At 34.4% G+C, this 25,915-nt stretch carries 23 protein-coding genes; 12 read left to right on the forward strand and 11 right to left on the reverse strand.

Features of this window, described 5'->3' with window-relative positions:
* Positions 1–198 precede the first annotated feature (198 nt).
* Positions 199–537: an antiterminator Q family protein gene (locus ACNARN_RS00150; RefSeq protein ID WP_416303997.1), complete on the forward strand. Its 339-nt coding sequence runs from the start codon at positions 199–201 to the stop codon at positions 535–537.
* Positions 538–756: 219 nt separating this feature from the next.
* Positions 757–1,620, forward strand: a complete 864-nt coding sequence (locus ACNARN_RS00155; protein ID WP_109372539.1) for a lipase family alpha/beta hydrolase — start codon at positions 757–759, stop codon at positions 1,618–1,620.
* A 76-nt stretch (positions 1,621–1,696) separates the two neighbouring features.
* Here the strand turns inward: ACNARN_RS00155 and ACNARN_RS00160 are convergent, their stop codons facing one another.
* Positions 1,697–2,137 (reverse strand): hypothetical protein, encoded by a 441-nt coding sequence (locus ACNARN_RS00160; protein ID WP_416303998.1) that lies wholly within the window; start codon positions 2,135–2,137, stop codon positions 1,697–1,699.
* A 320-nt stretch (positions 2,138–2,457) separates the two neighbouring features.
* Between ACNARN_RS00160 and ACNARN_RS00165 the strand changes: the two genes are divergently transcribed.
* Positions 2,458–3,195, forward strand: a complete 738-nt coding sequence (locus tag ACNARN_RS00165) for a phosphatase (protein WP_109372537.1) — start codon at positions 2,458–2,460, stop codon at positions 3,193–3,195.
* A gap of 74 nt (positions 3,196–3,269) precedes the next feature.
* On the opposite strand, the gene ACNARN_RS00170 is transcribed toward ACNARN_RS00165, so the two are convergent.
* The 5 genes from ACNARN_RS00170 to ACNARN_RS00190 form a co-directional block, all read right to left on the reverse strand.
* Complete coding sequence (locus tag ACNARN_RS00170) at positions 3,270–4,868, reverse strand: methyl-accepting chemotaxis protein (protein ID WP_198619653.1); 1,599 nt, start codon at positions 4,866–4,868, stop codon at positions 3,270–3,272.
* 701 nt (positions 4,869–5,569) lie between these two features.
* Positions 5,570–6,169 (reverse strand): NADH:ubiquinone reductase (Na(+)-transporting) subunit E, encoded by a 600-nt coding sequence (nqrE, locus tag ACNARN_RS00175; protein ID WP_109372536.1) that lies wholly within the window; start codon positions 6,167–6,169, stop codon positions 5,570–5,572.
* A gap of 334 nt (positions 6,170–6,503) precedes the next feature.
* Positions 6,504–7,055: a class IV adenylate cyclase gene (gene cyaB, locus ACNARN_RS00180; RefSeq protein WP_416303999.1), complete on the reverse strand. Its 552-nt coding sequence runs from the start codon at positions 7,053–7,055 to the stop codon at positions 6,504–6,506.
* Positions 7,056–7,281: 226 nt separating this feature from the next.
* Positions 7,282–7,662, reverse strand: coding sequence for a DUF2628 domain-containing protein (locus ACNARN_RS00185; protein WP_023582416.1), 381 nt, complete (start codon positions 7,660–7,662; stop codon positions 7,282–7,284).
* 315 nt (positions 7,663–7,977) lie between these two features.
* On the reverse strand, positions 7,978–8,412 hold the full coding sequence (locus ACNARN_RS00190) for a universal stress protein (RefSeq protein ID WP_072062602.1): 435 nt from the start codon (positions 8,410–8,412) through the stop codon (positions 7,978–7,980).
* A gap of 701 nt (positions 8,413–9,113) precedes the next feature.
* Between ACNARN_RS00190 and ftnA the strand changes: the two genes are divergently transcribed.
* From ftnA to ACNARN_RS00210, 4 genes are all read left to right on the forward strand, one after another.
* A complete protein-coding gene (gene ftnA / locus ACNARN_RS00195; RefSeq protein WP_075673382.1) occupies positions 9,114–9,617 on the forward strand; it encodes a non-heme ferritin in 504 nt (167 codons plus the stop codon).
* A gap of 437 nt (positions 9,618–10,054) precedes the next feature.
* The gene (copC, locus tag ACNARN_RS00200; protein ID WP_023582413.1) at positions 10,055–10,447 is read left to right on the forward strand and encodes a copper homeostasis periplasmic binding protein CopC; all 393 of its coding nucleotides are present in this window, start codon (positions 10,055–10,057) and stop codon (positions 10,445–10,447) included.
* Positions 10,447–11,343: a copper homeostasis membrane protein CopD gene (copD, locus tag ACNARN_RS00205; protein WP_198619652.1), complete on the forward strand. Its 897-nt coding sequence runs from the start codon at positions 10,447–10,449 to the stop codon at positions 11,341–11,343. The genes copC and copD overlap by 1 nt, the downstream gene beginning before the upstream one ends.
* Positions 11,344–11,390: 47 nt before the next feature.
* Positions 11,391–11,735 (forward strand): YebY family protein, encoded by a 345-nt coding sequence (locus ACNARN_RS00210; RefSeq protein WP_109372534.1) that lies wholly within the window; start codon positions 11,391–11,393, stop codon positions 11,733–11,735.
* Between the two features lie 307 nt (positions 11,736–12,042).
* On the opposite strand, the gene ACNARN_RS00215 is transcribed toward ACNARN_RS00210, so the two are convergent.
* The 3 genes from ACNARN_RS00215 to yebS form a co-directional block, all read right to left on the reverse strand.
* Complete coding sequence (locus ACNARN_RS00215) at positions 12,043–12,285, reverse strand: DUF1480 family protein (protein ID WP_023582410.1); 243 nt, start codon at positions 12,283–12,285, stop codon at positions 12,043–12,045.
* Between the two features lie 216 nt (positions 12,286–12,501).
* Positions 12,502–14,820: a PqiB family protein gene (locus tag ACNARN_RS00220; RefSeq protein WP_198619651.1), complete on the reverse strand. Its 2,319-nt coding sequence runs from the start codon at positions 14,818–14,820 to the stop codon at positions 12,502–12,504.
* Positions 14,768–16,018: a membrane integrity lipid transport subunit YebS gene (yebS, locus tag ACNARN_RS00225; RefSeq protein WP_198619650.1), complete on the reverse strand. Its 1,251-nt coding sequence runs from the start codon at positions 16,016–16,018 to the stop codon at positions 14,768–14,770. The genes ACNARN_RS00220 and yebS overlap by 53 nt, the downstream gene beginning before the upstream one ends.
* 278 nt (positions 16,019–16,296) lie before the next feature.
* Between yebS and ACNARN_RS00230 the strand changes: the two genes are divergently transcribed.
* The 5 genes from ACNARN_RS00230 (at position 16,297) to htpX (ending at position 23,238) form a co-directional block, all read left to right on the forward strand.
* Entirely contained in the window at positions 16,297–16,794 is a 498-nt protein-coding gene (locus ACNARN_RS00230; protein ID WP_088495806.1) for a GAF domain-containing protein, read from the forward strand.
* A 95-nt stretch (positions 16,795–16,889) separates the two neighbouring features.
* Positions 16,890–17,585 carry an RNA chaperone ProQ gene (proQ, locus tag ACNARN_RS00235; protein ID WP_023582406.1) on the forward strand — a complete coding sequence of 232 codons (696 nt, stop codon included), beginning with the start codon at positions 16,890–16,892 and terminating at the stop codon, positions 17,583–17,585.
* Between the two features lie 19 nt (positions 17,586–17,604).
* Positions 17,605–19,665 (forward strand): carboxy terminal-processing peptidase, encoded by a 2,061-nt coding sequence (prc, locus tag ACNARN_RS00240; RefSeq protein ID WP_109372531.1) that lies wholly within the window; start codon positions 17,605–17,607, stop codon positions 19,663–19,665.
* A 912-nt stretch (positions 19,666–20,577) separates the two neighbouring features.
* Positions 20,578–21,930 (forward strand): OprD family outer membrane porin, encoded by a 1,353-nt coding sequence (locus ACNARN_RS00245; RefSeq protein ID WP_198619649.1) that lies wholly within the window; start codon positions 20,578–20,580, stop codon positions 21,928–21,930.
* Positions 21,931–22,359: 429 nt separating this feature from the next.
* Positions 22,360–23,238 carry a protease HtpX gene (gene htpX / locus ACNARN_RS00250; RefSeq protein WP_368887736.1) on the forward strand — a complete coding sequence of 293 codons (879 nt, stop codon included), beginning with the start codon at positions 22,360–22,362 and terminating at the stop codon, positions 23,236–23,238.
* A gap of 87 nt (positions 23,239–23,325) precedes the next feature.
* Here htpX and ACNARN_RS00255 read toward each other — a convergent pair whose 3' ends face one another.
* Together ACNARN_RS00255 and ACNARN_RS00260 are read right to left on the reverse strand one after the other, a co-directional pair.
* Entirely contained in the window at positions 23,326–24,189 is an 864-nt protein-coding gene (locus tag ACNARN_RS00255) for a hypothetical protein (protein ID WP_311747726.1), read from the reverse strand.
* A 135-nt stretch (positions 24,190–24,324) separates the two neighbouring features.
* The gene (locus ACNARN_RS00260; RefSeq protein ID WP_198619648.1) at positions 24,325–25,716 is read right to left on the reverse strand and encodes an L-cystine transporter; all 1,392 of its coding nucleotides are present in this window, start codon (positions 25,714–25,716) and stop codon (positions 24,325–24,327) included.
* Positions 25,717–25,915: the final 199 nt, after the last annotated feature.

Below are 25,915 nucleotides of genomic sequence, written 5' to 3' on the forward strand. Positions count from 1 at the left end.
TTAAAGTGGCTAGTTGCATCTATTTTATTTTTCATTCCTATCAATAAATTAAGTTAAAAACTCAATATCTTTATAAACCAGAGTTGTAAATTACACGTTGTTCACTATATTAATATCAATATTCATTAAGTGTTAATGGATTATTATCAAATGATTGCAGGATGCGATTATTACTTTATGGAAAATAAGGATGTTAATATGGAAAATATTTCAAAAACTTTAGAAGCGTGGGGATCATGGGTGGCTAATGATCAAAATGCTATTAATATATTGAATAATAAAGAAATTATTCCAGAGCGTATAAAGTTAAGAAAAAAATGTACTCATCATAATGCTAATATTATTAATGACTTAATGAAAAGATTGATGGCGCACAATAAAGAGGACTATCAGTTGCTTATTAATTATTATGTTTTTGGTAAAACGTTTATTCAGCTTGCAAAATATGATCAATGTTCGGATACATATATTGGAAAAAAACTGAAAAAAGCAGAAGGTATGATTGAAGGTATGCTGATTTTCTCGGGTGCTAATTAAGACTATAAATAAAAAATTAAAATAATGCTTTACGATCGTAAAATAAAGATTAAGCTAAAAACACTTAGAATAATTAAGGTATAAAAATACGATGCTTACTATAATTTTTGTACTTCAAAGTTGTATTTTAAACTTTGTATTCTAAGTGTTGTTTTAAGTATTGCTAATAGGATGTTTAGCAAATTAAATAGATTAATTTAAACCCAAGGAGTGGAAAATATGTCAACTACATATCCAATTATTTTAGTTCATGGTTTATCTGGTTTTGATGATATCGTCGGTTATCCTTATTTTTATGGTATCGCCGATGCCTTAGAAAAAGATGGCCATAAAGTTTTCACCGCATCTCTTTCTGCATTTAACTCTAACGAAGTTCGTGGTGAACAACTTTGGGAATTTGTGCAAAAAATTCTCAAAGAAACGAAAGCCAAAAAAGTAAATTTAATCGGTCATAGCCAAGGCCCATTAGCTTGCCGTTATGTTGCTGCAAAACATGCGAAGAGCATTGCTTCTGTTACTTCTGTTAATGGTGTAAACCACGGTTCAGAAATTGCAGATTTAGTACGACGTATTATGCGCAAGGATAGTGTGCCAGAATATATTGCTGATGCAGTAATGAAAGCTATTGGTACTATTATTTCTGCATTTTCAGGTAATCGTGGCAATCCACAAGATGCTGTCGCTGCATTAGAAGCGTTAACAACTGAAAATGTAACTGAATTTAATAAAAAGTACCCACAAGGGTTGCCAGCTGTTCGTGGTGGTGAAGGTAAAGAAATCGTAAATGGCGTTCATTACTATTCATTTGGTAGCTATATCCAAGGTTTGATTGCTGGTGAAAGAGGCAATTTACTGGATCCTACTCATGCCGCAATGCGTGTATTAAGTGCATTCTTTACTGAGCGTGAAAATGATGGCTTGGTAGGTCGTACAAGTATGCGATTAGGTAAACTGATCAAAGATAATTATGCTGAAGATCATCTGGATATGGTAAATCAGGTTGCTGGGTTAGTAGGGCGTGGTGAAGATATCATCGCTATTTATACAAACCATGCGAATTTCTTAGCAAGTAAAAAGCTTTAATTATCCTGTATGCTTGTTGTGAAATAATCTAGTACGAATGGCTCTAATCAATTTAGAGCCATTTTTATTTTTTTTATTATTGTTGGTTAATATCTTTATTAACGCTGACAGAAATAGCATAGCCTAATAAATAAAGTGCTTGCTCTAGACTATCTACTTTTGAGGTTTGATTAATTTCAAGTAAACGCTCTATTTGCGCACTCGTTAAATTCATCTTTTTTGCAAGATCGGATTTTTTTGTCTTTGTTTCTAACATCGCATTATGTAATGCAATTTTTAAACAGCTAATAAGAGGTAAGTAGACAATAAAATCACCATCTTGGGCTTTGGATGGAGCAGGAATAGGCTGTTTACTCGCAATAAACTCCTCAAGACCCACATGTAAAATATCAGAGGCTTCTAGTTCAATATCATCTTCTGTATAAGCAACAGCGTGTATATTATCAAAATCACGGTAGGTAATTTCGTAAGTTTCACTTTCTTTATCAAAATGAGCGACTGCTGGATAGTTGAACATAAATAGCCTTTTATAAAGTTGAAAACTAGGTTTAACATGAAATTACACAATATAATGTGTTTTCAAAATCCCTGTGTATAGTACTAAAGTGAAACTCTATTTATCTATTTGATATTAAATAGTATGTTAAAGATTAAAGCATATTTATTAAAATTTATCTTCATTTCTTGCTAATGTGAGAAAAAGTGCAGTAGATAGTACATTGCTTGTTGGTTATTACGTATTTTTACTGGAATTGATAATTAATTCTAGATAGATCTTATATTCAATAAAAGCCATCTTATCGATGTTCATAAGGTGTTTTTAGAAAGGAGTTGTTTATGTATCCCGTTGATTTACATGCTCATACTATTGCTAGTACACATGCTTACAGTACAGTTAGTGAATATTTCCAGCAAGCTAAAAAGCAGGGAATTCAGTTGTTTGCAATTACTGATCATGGCCCAGATATGGATGATGCACCTCATGAATGGCATTTTTCTAACTTACCTGTGATCCCTCGTATTATTGATGGTGTTGGTATTCTTTATGGTATAGAAGCGAATATTAAAAATATTAAAGGTGAAACAGATTGTAGTGAGAAAATGAGCAAGAAATTAGATATTGTACTTGCTGGTTTTCATGATCCAGTAATGAGTTCATTAGGCCTTGTTGATAATACAAAAGCGTTAATTGCAACAATAGCAAGTGGCTGTGTCCAAATGATTACGCATCCAGGGAATCCGAAATATCCAATAGATATTGCTGAAGTTGCAAAAGCAGCTGCTACTTACAACGTTGCTTTAGAAATGAATAACTCATCATTTATTCATTCTAGAGTAGGAAGTGAGAAGAATTGCATAGAAATAGCGAAAGCAGTGCGTGATGCAGGAGGATTAATTGCACTAGGCTCTGACTCACACATTGCTTCTTCACTAGGAAATTTTGATCGAGTATTAGAAGTATTAGCTCAAATAGATTTTCCACAAGAGCGTATATTAAATGTAACTCCAAGAAGGGTATTAGATTTTCTAGAGTCACATGGTAAAAAAGAGATCCCTGAATTTAGCCATTTTTAATATTGGGTTAAATCAATAATAAGAAAGCTATCCTAAGATAAAGATAGCTTTTATGCTGTGAGTAGACTTAACATTTACTGATGAAAAACAGTTAATTCTTGTTTTAGTCTATCTGATTGTGTTTGCAAAGAATCTAATGAACTGACTAATTCTCGTGTCATTGTTGAGTTAGCTTGTGTGGTTTGATCTAATTGATTTATTGCATCTTCAATTTGGGCAATACCATTACTTTGTTCATTTGTAGAAATAGAAATATCGTGGATCATTTCATTAATATTTTCAGTATGTTTAGAAATATCTACCATATTATCGTTTGCGTCAGCGGCTAGCTGAAAACACTGATTTATTTTTTTACTTGAATTAGCGACAAGTACTTTTATCTCTTTTGATGCCAAATTACAGCTAATAGATAATTCTCTTACTTCTTTAGCAACAACAGCAAAACCTTTTCCGTGTTCACCGACTCTTGCCGCTTCTACGGCAGCATTTAAAGCCAATAGGTTTGTTTGGAAGGCGATATTATCGATTGTAGAGGTAATGTCGTTTATTTGTTCAGAGAACGTGACAACTTCATGCATATTTTCAACAACGTTAGCGAGCATTTCATTGCTTTGATGGATCATCGTATCTGTTTTTGTTACTAGCTCACATGATGCTTGTGTATTTTCTGCATGTTGTTTTGATGTAACGCTTAATTGTCGTATTCCTGCGGAGGTTTCGAGTACAGCTGCTGACTGTTGTTCAACACGAATAGCAAGATTATTGTTCATAACAGCAATATCACTTAATTCTGAATTAATAAGACCTGAGCTGTGATTGATGTTATTGACGATCCGTTTTATCTGATCTCGCATTTTTTGAATATTGGCAGTGAGAATATTTATTTCATATAGACCTTTTGTGGTGACATCGGTCGCTAATTCTCCATTACTAATATCTTCGATATTTTTCATTATAGCGTTTAAAGGTGAAATAAAGTTTTTTCGTAGTACAACTTGAACTAAGAAAGAAAAAATAACAATTAATATTGAAATAGCGATTAAGCTATAAATAATTTTATCGTACAGTAATTCTCCTTCACCCAATGAAGCCGTGTAATAATTTTCTAGCTGTTGATGATAGTTAGTATAGGCTTGCTCAAAATTGTCTTGATAGGTTTGTGTTGGTTGATTTAAATACTCGTATGTTTTGCCTTGTTCTAGAAAGGCTAAAAATTCAATGAGCGCGGCATTAAGCTCAGTATATTTCTGCTCTAATTGTTGTATATAACTTTGATCTTCAACATTATGAGGAAAATTCTTGAAACTTTCCCATCCATTTTCAACGTGCTGAAGTTTTTCTTTAGTTTGTTGTAATAATGAGGAGATGTCAGTATTTGCGGTAGCCATTTTATTAATGATTAATAAGTGGCGAGAACTAGCCCTATTTAAGGTATTACGTGTTTGTAGTAGATTTTCCCAAGTATTGCTTAGTAGTGATTGTTCATGGTAGATATTATTTAGTGTGTTTAAGTTTCTCTTGTAATCATTAACTGAAGAGAGAAATAAAACACAAGCTAGCCCAAGAAGTAAGATTAAAGAGCCTGTAATAAGCCAAACTAGGGTGGTTGTTTTTAAACTCGACATATTAAAAGAGACGTTTGGCAAATAACGTTGTTTGAAGTTCTTAAACATGTAATGTTATTTCCTTTTTCATAAAAATATAACTGTGTAATTTATTGATTTTTAAGTTTTATTTTTACTTCCTGTAACTGGTATAGACAAAGAATTAAAAAACAAATGAAAATATGTTTTTAGGTCACTCTTTGATTTAATGCCATATATCCTTTTGATTTTTTCAAATACTAAAAAATAGTATCGGCATTTTATAAATATTCTTTATGCTTATTTATTGTTCTGATTAATAAATTTATTAAATGTATTTATTTGTTTTGTAACACTTTGATTTTTAATTAATTTTTTTTAAATATTAAAAGTTAAAGATAAATAATAAAAATGATATAAAAGAGATCACCTTCGTGGAATATAGTTAACCTGTTGATTTATTATTAACTTTATGTGATTAACTGGTTGATTTTTGAACAATTAGATTTAAATAATGCCAGTGTTTCTATTTATAAAATAAAAAATTAATAATGATTAAAACAGCAATAAATTAAATTATTTTTTGTTTATTTAATAGAACAAATAAGAGAACTTAACGTTATAAATGAGAGAGAAATAAAAAGATTGCAATAGATAAAAAATAAGAAATCAGACGAAATCGCTATAAGCGGAAGGGCTATAATCCCTCCGCCTATAAATAAAGATCACATCGGGAATGATCCTAATGATGTATGAAAATTTCACATAATATTAAAGATAAAAACAAGTTATTAAAGTGAAATGCCAGAGAATGACATAAAACCAAGTGACATTAATCCTACTGTGATAAATGTGATCCCTAATCCTCTCAATCCTTTCGGAATGTCTGAATATTTCATTTTTTCACGTAAACCTGAGAGAGCTATAATTGCAAGTAACCAACCTATGCCACATCCTGCACCATATATCACTGATTCAGTAAAGGTGTAATCACGTTCAACCATAAAAATGGTGGCACCAAAGATAGCACAATGAATAGTCAATAAAGGCAAAAAGATCCCTAATGAATGATAAAGTGAAGGGATAAATTTATCTAAAAACATTTCTAAAATTTGAACTAGTGCCGCTAAAACGCCAATAAAAGTAATATATCTAAGAAAGCTAAGATCAATACCTTCAACTATCGCGTCTTTCTTTAGGATAAAATGATAGATTAAGTTGTTGATAGGTGTAGCAATAATAAGTAAGACAGTAACAGTAAGACCTAGTTTTAATGAGGTTTTTACTTCTTTAGAAACAGCAAGAAAAGTACACATTCCTAAAAAGAAACTTAATGCCATATTCTCAACAAAAGTTGCCTTAATAAAGATATTAAGGTAATTTTCAAGCATAAACCCTCCTGTTAATATATTTTTTTACTAATTCTAGTAAAAACAGTGTATTAATATAAGTGGTATTGCAAAAATATCTTTAAAATTAGATCTAAATGACATTTTTTGACTAAGAGTGAGGTTTATTTAAGATAAGGAAAATAAAATTATTGGATAAATGTAATAAATATAGGATTCAAATAAATCTTCTATTTAAACCCCATTTTTTATTGTTAGTGGGTAAGATAAAAAGCATTAGAAATGACAAAGCATCAATATCTGTTGATAGCATATCGATGCTTAGATGAGAAAGTTTTTAATTATTTTTATAGAGATGTTTACTGAATAAAATTGTTTATGATTTGAGGTTGTTTAACATGAGTGTTTTATAGTTATCTTTCTCAAGATCTTTTTCTGTAAAACCAAATTTTGCGGCTAAATGTCTTAATTGATCCGTGTAGCGTGATAGTTTGCTGTGGTCGTCCGTCATGATAGCAAACTCGGCAAATGAGCCTAATTTATCTAGTTTATCAATCGTGATATGAAACTCATCTAGAAAATAGATTTCTCTTGATTTTGTATAATTGAGAATACAATGGTAGCCAAGTGTCGTAAACATAGAGACTGTTTTTTCTGCATCTTCGATGCGAACGGCTTCACATTGTGATAAATCAGGGCCTTTAACGATAAGAAGATTTATTCCTGAGGGTAGCATTTTTCTTACGCATAAACTGATGGTTGCAGTTGAAAATTCAGTATTATCATGTTCCATGTACCAATCTGTTTCTTTATTCTCAGGTGTAAATAATGTGGCTCCTGATTTTTTTAATTCATTAATAAAATTTTGTGGATTTTGAAGGTGATATTTTAGTTCAGCTTCAAATTTACCTTGAAAGTGTTCAGACATACGTTTTCCCCAATTTAGCGTTAATGAATTATAGCGCATTAACAAGGTGCTCTTCTGAGATAAAAACGAACTTTTAGTGTTATTTCATTATTTTCTATTTTAGTAAATTAGATGAAAATATTTAAATAGAGTAATGGATAAAATTACTATGAAATAAGGATAAGAGGATATAGTTTTATTAAAAAAAAGATATAAGGGAAAATAAAGGGGCGTTGCCCCTTTATTATTACAGAACACCTTCGAACGGGTTCCAACTTTGATCATTTTTGGTTTCTTTTAAGTAGTATGCATAGTTGGCTGTTATCGCCCATAAAATGTTAACTGCGATACCCACAGCATTGATAACACCATTGTTTACAGGTAAAAAACCAATAATAGTAAAAATGGCAATATTAATAGCAAATAATGTTAATGCCTTGCGCCATAAACCTAAAATAAGAAAGTAAATAAAACCAAAGAAAAATGCCCAGATATTCATTCCAATAAGAATACGTTTACCAAAGGAGAGTTCTTTATAAGCAGCTTTAAATTCTGGCGTTTTAGGTGAGCCATATTTATCAAAAAATGAAAAACGCTCTTGCCATTTTTCAGAAAGTTCTTTATTCATTTTAATTCCTTTTACTCTGTTGATTAAATTTAGCCTTAATAGAAAAGTATCTTTACATAATTTAACATCATGAACAATATAAATTTATTAAGAGATTATTAATATAAGAGTTTATATAAAAAGCATTAAAGTGACTGTATTTCTAGCCATTTTTTAATAATTATCTTATTGCTTCAGAATATATTTTTAATAATTACTCTTAAAAATAAACAGGATAAAATAAAATATCATTTTGAATGGATTTTATGGTGAAAAGAATAAGAAATCTGGCTTATGACGAATACCAGATTTCTTATGGAAGCAGGAAGTGGGTGATTAACGCACGACTAATACAGATGATTCTGCGTAACTAACCACTGAAGATGCGGTAGAACCTAGAAGATAAGTTTTCATACCAGGATTACGAGAACCAATGACAATCAGCTCTGCTTGAATTTTTTTTGCGGTTTCTAAAATTTTATCGCGAGGATTGCCTATAGACACGTAAAATTGAGTTGTACTATTGGGAATATCAATGTGCGATAAATTTTCTTTTAGTGTGGATAATGCAATTTCAATACGTTGTTTGTCACTTGCTAGTCTATCTTGGCCTGCGAATGCAAATCCGACAAAAGACTCATAACTTGGAATGACTGATAAAAAATGAATATTCAATTTGTCAGCGACAGACAATGCTTTTAGATGAGACACAACCTTGTCTAATAAACCAAGCTCTGTAAAATCAACGGGTACTAACACTGTTTTTGTCATAGTGGCTCCTAATTAACCTTTTATTATGATTAGGGCTTTTATATTAACTTTTTGTGCATACAAATATGAGTTACCTACTAATCTTATCAGTCAAAATGAAAAACTGCACAAAAATTGGAATTATTTTTATTTTTTGAGAGTTATGTATTTTTTTACGTGAAAAGAGTGAAAAAAACTGCTGTCTGAAAAATAAATATGTAGCAATATCAAATCGAAATAATAAAAAAATAGGGAATGATAACAAGTAATAGAAGGATATTTTATTTTTCTAATGATGATTATTGTAGATATTACGTTGTATATATTTATTGATATAGGGTAAAGCTTATTTTTGAATATTTTTTAATGATTGGAATGTGATTTTTATTTAATGCTAATTTTAATTTCTTGGATTATAAAGAAAAAGTTAATAAATATAAAAGCTAAAATTAAAAGTCAAAAGTTAAATATTATATTTATATATTTCAATGTGTTAGGTTGTTTTATGCAATGATTAAATACATGTTTTGTCTTAATGATAATAAATAATATTTAGCTTTTTAATAGTATTAAAAGCATATTACAAATGAGATTGGTTTTTATTTTTATTACGGCTGGTTAATTGAAAAAAATAAATAAAAGCACACTTAAATAGCTATATTTTTATTTTTAACTGTGCATAATATCCATAATGTTAATTTTCATCGCAAGGGACGTAAAATATGTTACATCAAGATATGATCAACAAATTGAATGAACAGCTAAATCTAGAGTTTTATTCGGCAAATCTGTATTTGCAAATGAGTGCTTGGTGCGACGATAAAGGATTTGATGGGGCTGCTAAATTTTTAAAAGCTCACTCTCGTGAAGAAATGGAACATATGCACCGCTTATTTGATTACTTAAGTGATACAGGTGCAATGCCTTTACTTGGGGCGATTGAAGCTCCACCTGCTGAGTTTTCATCATTATCTGAGTTATTCGATAAAACTTACGAACATGAAAAACATATTACATCTGAGATTAATAAATTAGCGCATGTTGCAATGACAACTCAGGATTATTCAACATTTAACTTCTTACAATGGTATGTTGCAGAGCAGCATGAAGAAGAAAAATTATTCAAATCAATCCTTGATAAATTAGCAATGGTTGGTGACAGTGGAAAAGCTTTATTCTTGTTAGATAAAGATCTGAACACATTATCAACATCTGCACATGTCTAATTATTAATAAAGCTTTAAATAGCTTAAATTAATAAATGAATTATTGCGCTCTGCTGTGAATGAATAGCAGGGCGTTTTTTATTCTTCTATATTACCTCCCTTTCTATTGTTGCTATTCTTATCTCTTCTCTTACTTACATTGTCTGTTTTTTACCCTAAAAAATACCTATCCCATGTTATTTATACAGAGTGGTTATTTTACTTTTAGTTGTATTTGGTTATGTATTGAACTGTTTAGACTGTCAATATGGGTATTATATTTTCTCAAAGTGTAAAAATGGGTGATATTTGAAACAGAAACTGGTCTAAATAACATATATTTTGAGTGCTAGTTCACAACCTTTTATTTCTAATATCAAGAAGCGAAGATCTTGACGTAAATTTGCTATAAAATATTTTCATAAATAAAAAAATCACCTGTAATTTAAGAGGTTATTATGTCATTAAATACACTTAAGACATCTTGGGGTAAATTATCGGCTATTGCTGTTTTATTCCTTGGTATGTCATACCAACAAGCATTAGCACACGCACACTTAAAATCACAGTTACCTGCTGAAGGTGCTGCTATTGAACAAGCGCAAGCGCCTAAAGTTATCACACTAGACTTTTCTGAAGGTATTGAATTAGCCTTTAGCAAAATTAAAGTCACTAATAGCGACGGTAAAGAAATTACCGTAGGAAAACTGAGTTTAGATCCTGTTAACAACACTAAATTATTATTGCCTTTAGAAAGTGATTTAGCAGAAGGTAATTATTTAGTTAATTGGAACGTTGTTTCTGTTGATGGGCACAAGACAAAAGGTTCTTATCAATTTAGTGTAAAATAATGACACCTGAAGACGTTTATATTTTATGCCGTTTTTTCCATTTCGTGGCAGTCATGTTTATGTTCGGACTGAGCTTCTCGGCTGCCATTCTTGCAAAAGATAAGTTCATTCCTCTTATTCAAGTCCGTTTGCGCCCTGCATTAGCCATTAGTACTGTCACTGTCTTTATTACGACTTATTTATGGATGGTTGTGCAATCTGGTATTATGGGAAATGGATGGGAAGACGCTTGGTCATTCGAAATATGGAAAGCGGTATTAGGTACTTCATTTGGTCAAGTTTGGCAATGGCAATTGGTATTAGCAACCGTTGCATTAGCCGTTTTATTTATACACCAACGTTATATACGTAACTTCTCTTTATTAATTGTTGCTTCAATTATGTTGATCTTACATGCATCAATTGGTCATGGTGCCATGTTTGCAGGATCAGAAGCGATATTTTACAAAGTTAACCAAAGTATTCATCTTATTAGTGCTGCCTATTGGTTTGGTGGTTTATGGCCATTTGTCGCTTGTTTGCAATTTTTACGGAATAAAGACGAGCTTGCAGATGGAATGATCAAACCTATCATTAGTACAATGAAGCGGTTTTCACTTTTTGGTCATATTGCTGTTTTATTGGTTATTATTACTGGTGTTATCAGTGCCGTTATGTTAATTCCAGAATGGCCAGCAGTACAATTATCATCTGAATATCAAAGTATGTTATGGCTTAAAATTAGCTTAGTGGTGTTAATGCTTGGCCTAGCTGTAATCAATCGTTATGTCTTAGTTCCTCATATCCGTAAGAAAAATAACTTTCAATGGTTGCTAGTAAATAGTTGGTTTGAACTATTACTTGGAACAATGGTTATTTTTACTGTAGCCATCTTTGCGATTAACTCACCCGTATAGATTGTTATATAATCGAAAAAACCTAATTTCTTAAGTGAGACATCCACATGAAACGTTTTTTATTAGCGGGAATGTTAATGCTTTTCTCTTTTCAAGCATTCTCGGCGGCACCTATTTCAACGGTCAGTAAACTTCAATTTGGTGACGATTGGCCATTTACTCGAGAAGAAGTGATGCTCAATTGCCGTGCTGATGGTGCTTGGTTTGTGATTAATCCAGCAACACTGATGCAGTATCCACTTAATGAAATTGCAATGAAACAAATGGAAAGTGGGAAAGTAAAAGCACAGTTAATTGATGTTATTTTACTGCCAGATCCTAATGCACCTGAAAAGAAAAAATCAGTAGAAGTGATACAGAATGCGATTAAGTTGCTCTGTGAGAGTAATTAATCAAGTGATTGATAATATGACTAAGATTTTTTATTTTTATCGTATTGATTTAAATAATAAAAATTAAAAGCAAAGATTTTTTGAATAGAAAATGGTGTGCTACTAGTTTGTTTACTGGATCTTTACATATTGTTAGCTAATATTTAACAGTAGGTTGTGAGATAGAAAAGTCTGAGTTAGTCCTCGATTTTTGTTTATGCAGTAATCAACAATTACTTTTTAGCGCACGGCTCGCAATGAGCCATTTCCCTAAGCCAGATAAATGATTTATCTGGCTTTTTTTATGTTATTTCGCTTTAGCATCTCGTTATGCCACTTTTAAGATCCAGTGGTGATTATCTTTATCATAAGCATGACGATAAAGCAGAATATTTTTATCTTTTAATTGGGCTGGAATACTTGTATTTTCATCCCATCCATCTAATTGCATGCAAAACTCTTTGTCATAATCACATGGAATATGAATATAAGTTAATTGGTTATCAGAAGAGTGTTTCAAAGTAATATCTTCAATTTCATAGCAAGCAATTTTCAACGTTGTCTTTTTCATAATAAAACTCCGGATTAAGCGATGTCGTGTTCTGTTGTGTTCTGTTGTGTTTTGTTGGTGGCATTTATTTTAAAGAATGCTTTTTGACCGAACAAAATTAAGCATAGTATAAATGGAATCTATTTCCAAAATATTTTTTGGAAATAAAAAAAGCGGATCATTTTTTGTGATCCGCTTTAAATAAATTATCTGAAATAGGGCAGAATTGTCTAATTTTTAAGGTTTAGGTATTGCTGTTCCCCATTCATCCCAATCTTTGGGTTCTTTATCATTTAAAATGAAATTCTGTTCCTGTTTTGCTTTCGCTTGTAATGGTGTGGAAGGGGGGGTTGCAAAAGTGATCCCCCCGCGTATAAATTGCTTGAATGTACCACTACGAATAACGCCGCCAGTTAAACCAAACGAGAAGTTATATCCCGATGAGAGCCAAAACTCAGTATTATTTCGAACTAGGTATTGGTATTTTTTACTAATACGGATGTGAATTAATACTCTGTCAGACATGTTTCCTAGTTCAAGACCTGTTACGGCGCCAACTTCAAGACCACGGTAGTAAATTGGTGTACCAATTTGTACCGAACCCGCTTCAGTGGCATTTAACACAAGGTTTAATCCATCGAGATAGCGTGAGTCTGTAATGTTAGATGTTTGCAATTCAAATTGACGATATACGCCACCATTGCCTGGTTCTGCTTTAATATAAGGTTGTATAAGTGAATCTAAGTTATCTAATCCTGATGCTGTTAATTCGGGAGTAACAACAGCGAAGCGACTGCCTGATCTCGCAAAGGTTTTGACATAATCAGGGTAGAGAACAGCAGATACAGTCACTGCTTTTCTATCTGGTGAAAGGATTAATGATTCGACTTGTCCAATATCAATGCCTAAATAACGAATAGGCATTCCTTCAGAGAGTTTGCTTGCGTCATATGTTTTTAAAGTAATTTGAGCACCGATAGCTCGTGCGCTAGTTTCTGATGGATAGAGTTTGTAACGTGAAACGTTATTATTGATATTTTCGAAATTATCAAAACTGATTGCGCCTTTTAATGCGCGATTTAGTGGTGTTGCTTCAACAGTTAATCCTGAGCCATTAACAGAGACTTTAGCTGCCCCTTCAGTCCAAAATACACTCTTTTCTGTAAGCAGATGGCGATATTGCTTTGAAATATAAACATCAATATCAAATTCATCCATTAAAGGTCGAACATCAGTAATTTCACCGACTTGGAATTGATGATAAAGAACCACTGAACCTTTTTGTATCCCAGGAAGGCTTGATGCTTTTAAAGTGAGTGTCACGGGTAATTCATTACCATCAACACTGGCTTTAGCAAAAAAGTCGTTACGATAAAGGCGATACTGTTCTTTAGGTGTTCCTTTAGTACCTTGAATAAGATGAATGCCTCCTTCAAGCCATTCTTGAGGTGTCGCACCTTGAACTTCAATGCCATTTAGACCCATATTGACGTTAATTCGGCTATTGGCAACAAATTTACTATTTTCATAAATATAATGTTTATATTCAGGGGCAATAATTGCATCAAAAATAACCCCATCATCACTCATATTACGCTGAATGATTTGTCCAATAGTAATTCCTCTAAAAAGAATAGGTTGTCCTGCATCGACGCCCCAACTTTCTTCACTGGTTAGAGAAATGATTAATCCATCTTCGCCATATATTGCTTTACCCGCATCTACGGAGGTTGCTGATTGTAAAACAAATTGCTGGTTTTCTTGTGCTGGAGGGCTGTTTTCTGGGGAATCAAACGCAATTGCGCCATTGATTAAAGCAGAAACACTTTCCATTTTCACTGATACGCCACTTTTTAAATTGAAATTACCTTGAAAGCCCGAGACGTTCCAAAAATGACTATCTTGGCGAATTAAGTGGGCGTATTGTTTATCAATACTAAGTTCAATAAAAATGCCTTGATTATCAGGGCGAATCGCATAGCTATATACTTTACCAACAGGAACTTGGCGATAATAAACTTGAGAGTCAACATTGAGTGATCCCAGTTTCTCTGTCGTTAGCGTTATTAACTGCTGATTTTTATCAATATTAGCTTGAGGACGAACTTCCTGAGCAATAAATTTAAACTGCTTTTCACCGTCACCCGGTAACATGCTGATATAGTTACCACCAACTAAAGCATCGAGCCCAGATACGCCAGAAAGGCTGGCTTTAGGTGTAACTAACCAAAACTGTGTGTTTTTGCGCAGTGTAGTCGCGAGATCTTTGCGGATATCAGCTGTAACAATAACTCGACGTAAGTCATCGCTTAAAGTGACATCTTTAACAAGACCCACATCAACGCCTTGATAACGAATAGGTGTTCTGCCAGAGACAATTCCTGATGCGGATTGAAAATCAATCGTGATTTGTACGCCTTTATCTTGCCAATGTTGGAAAAGCAACCAACTAGCAATAAAAATGGCGATAACAGGGAGTAGCCAAAATGTCGAAATTTTACGCTTACGGCGTATTTGGGCTTGTGTGTCCTGAACGTCGTTTTCTTCTTGTTGCATAAGTATCCCATAGTAAACGACTATCCAACCATTCAACGGCAAGGATAGTAAGAATAACCGCAGTACCAAAATAAAAAGCCGCTGGTCCCATTGTGAAAGTCATCAATTGATCTCGATTAATCAATGACATCATCAGCCCAATCACAAAGAGATCAAGCATTGACCATCGACCTATCCAAGAGACAAAACGGTATAGTTTCATTCGAAGTAGGGGGTCAATACGAGAATTAAAATGAATGCTTAATAATAAGCCCAGCATAATTATAATTTTGAAAAAAGGCACAAAAACACTGGCAATAAAAACAATAACTGCGATCGGAGTATTGCCTGAATTCACTAAGGAAAGCACACCTGAAAAAATAGTGTCTTCACTACGTCGACCATTTAAATAGAAAATAGAAATAGGTAATAAATTTGCAGGTATGAGTAAAATTATTGCTGAAATTAATGCCGCCCATGTTTTTTGTAAACTCATTGGTTGTCTTGGGGTATAGCAAGATTTACAACGTGGGCAGTGTGTTGATGGTGTTCTTTTAAAATGATAATGACAAGCATGGCAAGTCGCAGGGCTTTTTTCTATTTCTTTTTGTGGATAAAAGCGTTGCCAAAGTTGGTCCATATTAATGTTAATTAGCATTAATAAGCTGAGTATCATTAAAGAAACAAAAGCAATTAAGCCATTGCCAATATAGACGGTTGCATAGTCACCTAATTTTATTGTTGCAACACCAAGACCAATCAAATAGACATCTAACATTACCCATTCTTTTAATTTCCCTAACATTAATAAGACTGGGCGAAGATTAAGGCGTAAGCGAGATCCTAAATGAAGATATAAAATAGCGATGGGGAGGCTAAGTGGTGCAGCAATAGCACAAAAAGCTACCATCGTTGCTGTAAGAGGAGAGCCTTGCTCTGACATCATGCGAATACCGTCAAGCACATTCGCCGTTATCATCGTGCCTAATAGATGAATTTTAATTAGTGGCTGAGTAAATGCTATTGATGCCAAAATAAGCATTGTAATAGAGAGAATAAGTAGACGAGTTAATGACCAATATCGATAAGATGCGAGTTTGGCTTGGCAACGTGGGCAATAGGCATCCTCTCCACGCTTCAATGTGAGAGGTAGTGTCACGAGGTGATCACACTCCTGACAGCGTATTGATTTTTTTTCCTTTGTTGCGATATTGTTCACTATGTTGCTCGTTAATTCGCCTAAGTTGGTTTTCTCAAGAGTTATCGTTTGATTAAGCTAAAAAAAAGTACCTATACTCAATGGTTCACAAGTTATCATTTTTATTATATTTATGCCTTTCATTTTACAATACAAAGTGTCTGATTTTTTTTGTGGGTGTTAAGTGAATATTATCGTTTTTTTACCCAATTCTTGAAAATGGAGTATTCAACCTCAAGATAAAATAGGCTAAATTACGAGTATGTTATCTATTTTAGTTACGCAAATAGGGTTTAATGATGCCAAAATCGCTTTTTTATCAGGAACTCACTGATAATTTGTCAGCCTTGTTGTCTGGTGAAAATGATCTTATCGCATCACTTGCTAATACCAGCGCGCTTCTTTACGAGAAGTTAGATACGATAAATTGGGTTGGGTTTTATCTTAATGATGGTGATTCATTAGTCCTTGGCCCATTTCAAGGCAAAATTGCTTGTGTCAGAATAGGTTTTGGGAAAGGAGTTTGCGGAACTGCATACTCTGAAAACAGAATTTTAAGAGTAAGCGACGTTCACCAATTTAGTGGTCATATTGCTTGTGACAGTGCAAGTCAGTCTGAAATTGTTCTCCCGTTAGAAGTAAATGGACAAATTATCGGCGTTCTCGATATTGATAGTCCTATTTTTGATCGTTTTGATAAAAAAGATGAAAATGGGCTTAAAGCGTTGTGTGACGTGCTCTGCGAGCATTTAAAAACTTGTCATACAGCAAAATATTGTGAATTTTGTGTAAGTTAACAGGCGTTTGCCATAGAAATTGTTGGCAACACTATTATAATGTCGCTTGTTCATGCCTGCGCTGGTTGGCAAAACCGTTGTAATCAGGAAATTTCATGGAAAATCAACCTAAGTTGAATAGTAGTAAAGAAATCATCGCTTTTTTAGCTGAACGTTTCCCTAAGTGTTTTATCGCTGAGGGCGAAGCTCGCCCTTTGAAAGTTGGCATTTTTCAAGATCTTGTTGAAGATCTAAAAGATGAAACTCAACTGAGTAAAACACAGTTACGTTCGGCATTACGCTTATATACCTCAAGTTGGCGCTACCTTTATGGAGTTAAAGAAGGAGCAAAACGTGTCGATTTGAATGGTAATGACTGCGGCGAACTGGAAGCTGAGCATATTGAACATGCTCGTACACAATTAGCAGAAGCTAAGGCGCGCGTTCAAGCTCAGAGAGCAGAACAACGTGCTAAGAAGCGCGAAGCTGAAGGTGATAAGGAGACCAGCAAACGTCCGGCAGCGAAAAAGCCAAATAATACGCGTCGTCAGCCACCTAAAGAGGGTGAAAAACGGCAGCCTCGTCCTCAAAAAGCGACTCAAGCACCTCGTAAAGCACCACCACGCCAAAATACTGAAAAGTTAATTCCAGTGAAAGACACATCAGTTCTTACTGTTGGTCAATCGCTGAAAGTTAACGTTGGTAGCAGCGTGATGGACGCGACAGTGCTAGAGATAGCGAAAGAGGGTGTACGTGTACAATTGCCTAACGGTTTGGCAATGAATGTACGCACGGAACATTTAAAGTTCTGATACGGAGGCCAACCAGAGCATGAACAAACTTTTAAATGTGGCTTTTGCAATCGGATTAACGTTAACAGGCACTTCTGTTGTGATGGCTGAAAAACCAGCCACTCCAGCAATGGTAACTATTGATCAGTTACCCGACTTAAAGCAAGAGCCACAGCATTCTACCGTGAGCGAGCGAGTAACCTCTCGTTTTGAACGCTCTCATTACCGTCAGTTCTCGCTAGATGCGAGCTTTTCTGAAAAGATTTTTAATCGCTATCTTAATTTATTAGATTATAGCCACAATGTGTTGCTAGCATCAGATATTGCCCAATTTGATAAAGAAAAAACCAAAGTAGGTGAATATCTGAAAAAAGGTGAGCTTCAGCCCCTTTATGATCTTTTTAATTTAGCGCAAAAAAGACGTTTTGAACGTTTTCAATATGCTTTAAACCGCCTAGATAAACCCATAGATTTAACTGGTCAAGATAAGTTTGAGTTAGATAGAACAAAAGCGCCGTGGCCGCAAACTCAAGCTGAGCTAGATAAACTTTGGGATGAAAAAGTAAAATATGATTGGCTAACGCTGAAACTATCTGAAAAAACAGATAGCGAAGTTAAAGAGACACTCACTAAGCGTTATAAAGCTGCATTACGTCGTCAAACGCAAAGCCAAAGCGAAGATGTTTTCCAAATCATTATGTCGGCATTCGCCCGCGAAATTGATCCTCATACAAGTTATCTATCACCAAGAAATACCGAAGCCTTTGATTCTGAAATGAGTCTATCCTTAGAAGGCATTGGCGCTGTATTACAGATGGATGATGATTATCCTATGATCAACTCTATGGTAACGGGTGGTCCCGCTGCAAAAAGCAAAGAGTTGAAAGTTGGCGATAAAATTATTGCTGTAGGGCAACAAAATAAAACGATGGTTGATGTTGTCGGCTGGCGACTTGATGATATCGTTGCTTTGATTAAAGGGCCGAAAGGTAGCCAAGTAAAATTAGAAGTTATTTCTGATGAGAAAGGCGCTAAACCAAGAACAATCACTTTAGTCAGAGAGCAAATCCGTTTAGAAGACAGAGCTGTTAAGCTAACTGAAAAAGTAATTAACGGTGATAAAGTTGCAATTTTGGATATTCCAAGCTTCTATGTTGGCTTAACCAATGACGTAAAAACACAGTTACAAAAAGTGGCGAAAGATAATGTTTCATCTTTAGTCATTGATTTGCGTGGCAATGGTGGTGGAGCATTAACCGAGGCGATTTCACTTTCAGGATTATTTATTCCAAGTGGTCCCGTTGTGCAAGTCAGAGATAATAATGGTCGTGTACGACAAGATTTCGATAAAGATGATGTCGTGTATTATAAAGGGCCACTGGTTGTTATCGTGAATCGCTTTAGTGCTTCTGCCTCTGAAATTTTTGCTGCTGCAATGCAAGACTACGGACGAGCATTAATTGTCGGTGAGCAAACGTTCGGTAAAGGAACAGTTCAGCAATATCGCCCATTAACCCGTGTTTACGATCAAATGCTAAGCCCTGATTGGCCTGGTTTAGGTTCAGTGCAATACACTATTCAAAAATTCTATCGAATTAATGGTGGTAGTACTCAACTTAAAGGGGTAACACCTGATTTGCTGTTACCAAGCTTTGATAGTGCTGAAATGGGTGAAAGTTTTGAAGATAACGCATTGCCTTGGGATAGTATCTCTCCAGCAAGCTATCAGCTATCTGAGTATTCAGACAAGCTGAAAGCGGCGTTAGCACCATTAACTGAACAGCATACTAAGCGTATTGCAAATGACAGAGAGTTTTCATACATCTTTACTGATATTCAGCGTTATAACGATGCTAAAGCAAAAGGTGAAGATAAATTTGTTATCTTAAACTTCGCTGAAAGAGAGAAAGAAAACAAAGAGCTGGAAGCCATTAAATTAAACCGCATTAATGAGCGTTTTAAATTAGAGGGTAAGCCTGCGTTGAAATCACTCGATGATTTGCCTAAGGATTATGAGGGGCCAGATCCTTATTTAGATGAAACTGCTGCAATCGCGGTTGATCTCTCAAAAGTGCTTAAGCCTAAGAAATTATTAAATTAAGTTATCAGTTATAACAACGGATACTTAAAGTAACCCCCCAATAGTTGGATAACCAATTGCTGGGGGGTTTTGTATTTATATTGATCAAGATATAAGATTATCATTGCCAATCAATGCTCATCAGGCTTTTCATCAAAAATCGTCTTAACAAAACCAATAATATCTTCTTGGATAGGACCCTTCATATTTTTAGTTATTCACTATATTAAGTTACCAGTAATATAAATAATTATTAATAAATGGATATTTAAATTTTACTTTATGTCACTTAATTTTTAATTCGAAATATATCTTGAATAAGTTTTGTAAGCTATAGAGAGAATACTAGGTTAATTTTTAGATAAGAAGTGAGTTTCTTATCTAATAAGTGGAATGAAAAGATAAAGGGATTATTTATTGTGATTAAGATCTCATTTGAAGGCATATCTATTGTAATAAATGTAACATGTTGTGACAATGATCTCTAAAATTGACATAAGATTACTATAGTATACAGATTATGAAATATTTGCGTCATTTTTGGATATTGACGCGTTAGCTAAAATCTTACCTAAATGATGAGTTATCTTTATTCTATAAGTTCAAAAATATATTTTTAGAGCAACATATCATAACTAAAATAATATATTTTCAGAGTAAGGTTCTCTACGTAAGGGATAATGACTAAAGGCAAATAATCTATAATTTGCTTATAGGATTTTATTGCAAAAAAATAAGTGAATATAAATATGGTGAGATATCCATATTGGATTTTTTACGCCAAAAAATGACTCTATTGCTTGAAAATGGTGCAACTATAAATTTAATCAAAGGTTATTTTTTAGCTAAATAAAGAAATGGTGTTTTATTAAACTTGCTGAATATAAGTCAGTATAACTTAATTCAAATATTTATTAACCAGGTTGCATTTAAATGAAAGTAAAAAAAATAGTATTGTTTATGTTGTCTCCTTGCTTCTTAGCGGTAAGCGCTGCTAATGCTGCGAATTGGGAAGACTCAATTAAAGAAAGTGCGTTTATTTCAGATTCAGAACTTGAACTTTCTACAATCAATATGTGGAAATACTTGAAAACTGAAAACCGTTTTGATAAAGAAGAGCAACGCTACAGAAAGCAAGTTGCTAATGCTTGGGGGCAAAACTTCCAAGCTGATTTCAGATCAGGTTATTTAGGTGGCATTCTAGGATTTGATGTCTCTTATTATGGTGGTATCAAATTAGGTGCAAGTAAAGACTTCGCCTCTCGTGCAATTTTATATAATGATGATGGCGATGCAAAAGGCTATAACAAAATTGGTCAACGTTTTGCAAAAGTTAAATTCGATTTAGATCCTGTATTAATTAACGGTAAAGCAGGGTGGTTTACACTGAAAAATACCGGTATTTTTACAAACTCACAGCGTTTATCATTAAACAGCTACAATGGTTATGCAACTAATACAGCAATGGGCGACTGGAGCTTAGATTTACTATTCCTTGACGGAAAAGTAATGCGTCGTGATAGCCCAAATATCGACAGAATGTATTTCAGTGATGGTAATGGTGTTAGACATAATATCGATCATGTTCTTACGGGTGGCATTAACTACAACTCCAAACCGTTAAAAGTATTTTATTTCTATGGTCAAGCGGATGATGTATTCCGTCAACATGGTTTAGAAGCAAAATATAAATTAACCTCAGATGTTACTGTTGGCGGTGTTGTTTATTATCATGATTACGGCAGTGATGGTAAACGTACATTAAGTGATGCCAATAAGGGTAAACGTAACTTTGATAATGACGCATGGCACTTTGCAGGTACTATGGAATGGCGCATTCCTGAGTCACCATGGACATTACGTACAGGCGTGACGTATACCGATGCAGAAAAAGCTAATGGTGTTGGTCAATTTGCTCGTAACCCAATTGGTAATACCCGTGGACGCTTTAACTCACCAGCTTACGCCGATATCGACTATGTACGTGATGGTGAGGTTATGGGTGCATTGGAAGCTGAATACAGAGTTAGCAAAGAGCTGTCTATTGGCGCGCGTACCAACTATAGTGAATTCAGCTATTCTGGCGAAAGATTAAAACAAGGACAGTTTGGTTTATTTAGCTACTGGAAACCAACCGCGAATCTTTCTGTTTCTTTAAGCGGTGGTATTGGCTGGCACCACCAGCAAGAAAACGACTATACCACACCAAAACTTTATGATGGTCACTCACAACGAGCTCACTCATTGTCTGGCTCTATGACAACAACATATCGTTTTAAAATGTAATCTATAGCGTTAATTGAGTTTATTGCTCGTATCAGATGCACGACTTGCATACATTGTGAGTCGTGCATAAAAATACAGAGATAGCTGCTCTATCGATTATCGTAAAAGATGGCGTCTATATGCCAACTTGCGCTGTTTTTTATGGTAAACCCATTGTTATGATATTAAACAATACAAGCCTTTCTTAAATAAATTCCTTCCGTTCGACAAAACAGAAAATTCATATCATCTATTATCAATCACACTTTATATTTAAGTTTTAAATGATGCCTAATATTAGGTGTTCACTGGCTATTTTTTTATCAAAATGTAAAGTTATATCGTTTTTAATATTAAATAAGTTAAAAGGCTTGATAAAATCTGAAAAAGCCTTATTTATAAGACAGCTTTAGCAATGTGATAATTAGATAAAATAGGAACAGTATCAATATGATGAGAATTGCTTTATTCCTGTTAACAAACTTAGCCGTTATGTTTGTTTTTGGGATCATCTTATCTTTAACAGGTATACAAGGTCGTAGTGTTCAAGGCTTGATGATCATGGCAGGCTTATTTGGCTTTGGTGGTGCATTCATTTCACTATTAATGTCAAAATGGATGGCATTACGTTCAGTGGGTGGTCAAGTTATTGAAAACCCAACTTCAGAAGTAGAGCGTTGGTTATTAGATACGGTAAGACGACAATCTGAACAAGTCGGTATTAAAATGCCACAAGTAGCAATTTATGACGCACCTGATATTAATGCGTTCGCGACAGGTGCTCGTCGTGATGCTTCGCTGGTGGCCGTGAGTACTGGTTTGTTAGCTAGTATGAGCCGTGATGAAGCAGAAGCGGTTATTGCCCACGAAATTAGCCATGTTGCTAATGGTGATATGATAACCATGACCTTGCTGCAAGGTGTTGTGAATACCTTCGTTATCTTTATTTCTCGTATCATCGCTCAATTTGTTGCTAACTTTATTTCTAATGATGAAGAGAGTGAAAATAGCAATGGAAACCCATGGGTCTATATGGGAGTTTCAATGATTCTGGAAATTGTATTCGGTATTCTTGCCAGCATTATTACAATGTGGTTCTCTCGTTATCGTGAATTCCATGCGGATGCTGGTTCTGCAAAGCTTGTTGGCCGTGAGAAAATGATAGCTGCATTACAACGTTTGAAAACGAGTTACGAGCCGCAAGAAGAAAGTAGCATGATGGCTTTCTGTATTAATGGCCGTAATAAGTCATTCAGCGAGTTATTTTTATCTCACCCGCCATTAGATAAGCGTATTGAAGCACTGCGCAATGGTGAGTATCTGAAATAAGATTGAGAGTTTAATCGCCAACTCTCAAAAAATTAAAGCGCTCAATATGAAAGTATTGGGCGCTTTCTATTTGTGAAGAATAGGGCTTTAATCTAAATACTCGCCAAAGTATGTCACCATTTTTTCCTCATCAATTTTAAGACTGCCTTTCCAGCCCGCCCACGGCATTTCCATATCAGAGCGACCTTTTGTGTTATTAAGTTGATTTTCTGCAATGGTAATATCGCCGAAATTAGCCCAATGATCCAAAGATAATGGAATATAGGCATTGGGAATAACACCAACTAAGGCAAGTGAGTGCAAAATACCTCGTTTGGTATATTTATCACCAGAAATTAATTTAGCTTCATTTAACCGCTTTTCAAACTTACCCGGAGTTTCATCTTCAGGAGCTTGGCGTAATAAATGGAGTAATTGCTTAAAGATCTCTTTATCTGCGAGTGTTGGACTGACTGGAGCGACGGTCAGTAGATGTTTTAAATTCAAGTAAGCATAGGAAGGATTGCCCGTATAAGAATTACCGTAATAGAGGCAATATTGAAAATAGCTGTCATTAATATGTTTTTGCTGATCCCCATCACTACAAACCCAACAGCAGGCATATTGAGGTTTTTCTTCATAATTATGTAATGGCAGATTTTGTAATTTATGAAAAGCCCCTAGAACAGAACGACCTCTAAGATAACTGCCTCCAACACCCGCAACAAAAGCATCTAAGCAACGCTTTTGGGTGAGTAATGGATCATTCTTTAAGCTATTTAATTTCGAAATAACATCAGTGTGATCAGCAAATTTTTCTATGATATTAGGTTGCCAATTGGCCTCAGATAATAAGGTTTGGTCTTTGTCTGAAAGAATATCAAGGGGATACAGTGAAACTTGGCGTTCTGGATCATATTGGCTATTTTCATATTTATAGAGTTTACGTAAAACTCGCATAATTTTTTGCACGATTTTACCTTGTTATATTTATAGGTTTTTTATTGATATTGGTGAATTGCATAGATAGAAGATAGGTAACTTAATATAGATACAAAAAAAAGCCAGTTCAAATGAACTGGCTTTATCAATAGAGGTAGATAACGTTTATTTTACGGTAAGTTCAGTTTCTTCATCTTGGTTGAAGACTGCTTTGTCCGTTTGTCCCATAATTTGACTGGTGATTGTACCCGCTGTCATTGAGCCACTAACGTTTAATGCTGTACGTCCCATATCAATTAACGGCTCTACTGAGATTAACAGAGCAACTAATGTCACTGGTAAGCCCATTGCAGGTAAAACGATAAGGGCTGCAAATGTTGCACCACCACCCACGCCAGCAACACCAGCAGAGCTAACAGTCACGATAGCCACTAAAGTTGCGATCCACATTGGATCTAATGGGTTAATTCCCACGGTAGGCGCAACCATAACAGCTAACATCGCAGGGTAAATACCCGCACAACCATTTTGACCAATGGTTGTACCAAAAGATGATGAGAAGCTTGCAATAGATTCAGGAACACCAACACGTTTAATTTGAGTTTCAATATTTAACGGAATACTTGCAGCACTTGAGCGGCTTGTAAATGCAAATGCTAATAAAGGTCCCGCTTTTTTGAAGAATTTAATAGGGTTTAAACCCGTGAAGCTGACCAGTAATCCATGAACAACAAACATTAAGCCAATAGCAACATAAGAGGCAACAACAAAGCTTCCTAATTGAATGATGTCGTGCATATTTGAGCTTGCAACAACCTTAGTCATCAGAGCCATTACACCATAAGGTGTTAGCATCATAACAATGCGAACCAGCTTCATGATCCATGATTGTAGGCAATCAATCGCGGCTAAAACTTTCTCACCACGAGGCTGGTCTTCTTTGAGTAATTTCAATGCAGCCATGCCTAAGAAAGTTGCAAAGATAACAACGCTAATAATCGATGTTGAGCTTGCACCTGTTAAATCAGCAAATGGATTTTTAGGAATAAATGACAAAATAAGCTGTGGCATCGTTAAGTCAGAAACTTTGCCCATGTAATTTTGTTCAAGCGCAATTAAGCGCTGTGATTCTTGTTCACCTTGTACTAAGCCTTCTGCTGTTAAGCCAAATAGGTTAGCAATAACAATACCGATTAAGGCAGAAATAGCGGTGGTAAATAACAGTGTACCAATAGTTAGGCCACTGATTTTTCCTAGTGATGATGCTTGATGCAAACGAGCTACAGCACTAAGAATAGAGGCAAATACTAATGGCATAATGATCATTTGTAACAGCTGTACATAGCCATTGCCCACGATATTAAACCAAAGAATAGATTCTTTAATAATAGGATCGTGTGAGTCATAAAATGCGTGTAGTGCTAGTCCAAAAGCGACACCAAAAACTAAACCAACAAGAACTTTCTTTGAAAGGCTCCACTGACGTTGACTTAATTTAGCCAAGATGAGTAATAGCACAACAAAGACGAGTACGTTAATGATTAACGGAAAATTCATCTTAACTCTCCAACGAGATCTTTATTTATATAATTTCAACGATTGGATGCGATATGAGTTCTTAGGTAATAAGAAAGGATATAACAGCATCAATTCGTTATATGGTAACAGGATTGTTAATAACTTTTTATAATTAATTATTATTTTATATAATCGTTTGGTTATAAAAACAAGGAAAGTAGGCATAAAAAGATGTAAG

The organism is Proteus sp. TSJ240517 (assembly GCF_047921575.1).
Taxonomy (GTDB): domain Bacteria; phylum Pseudomonadota; class Gammaproteobacteria; order Enterobacterales; family Enterobacteriaceae; genus Proteus.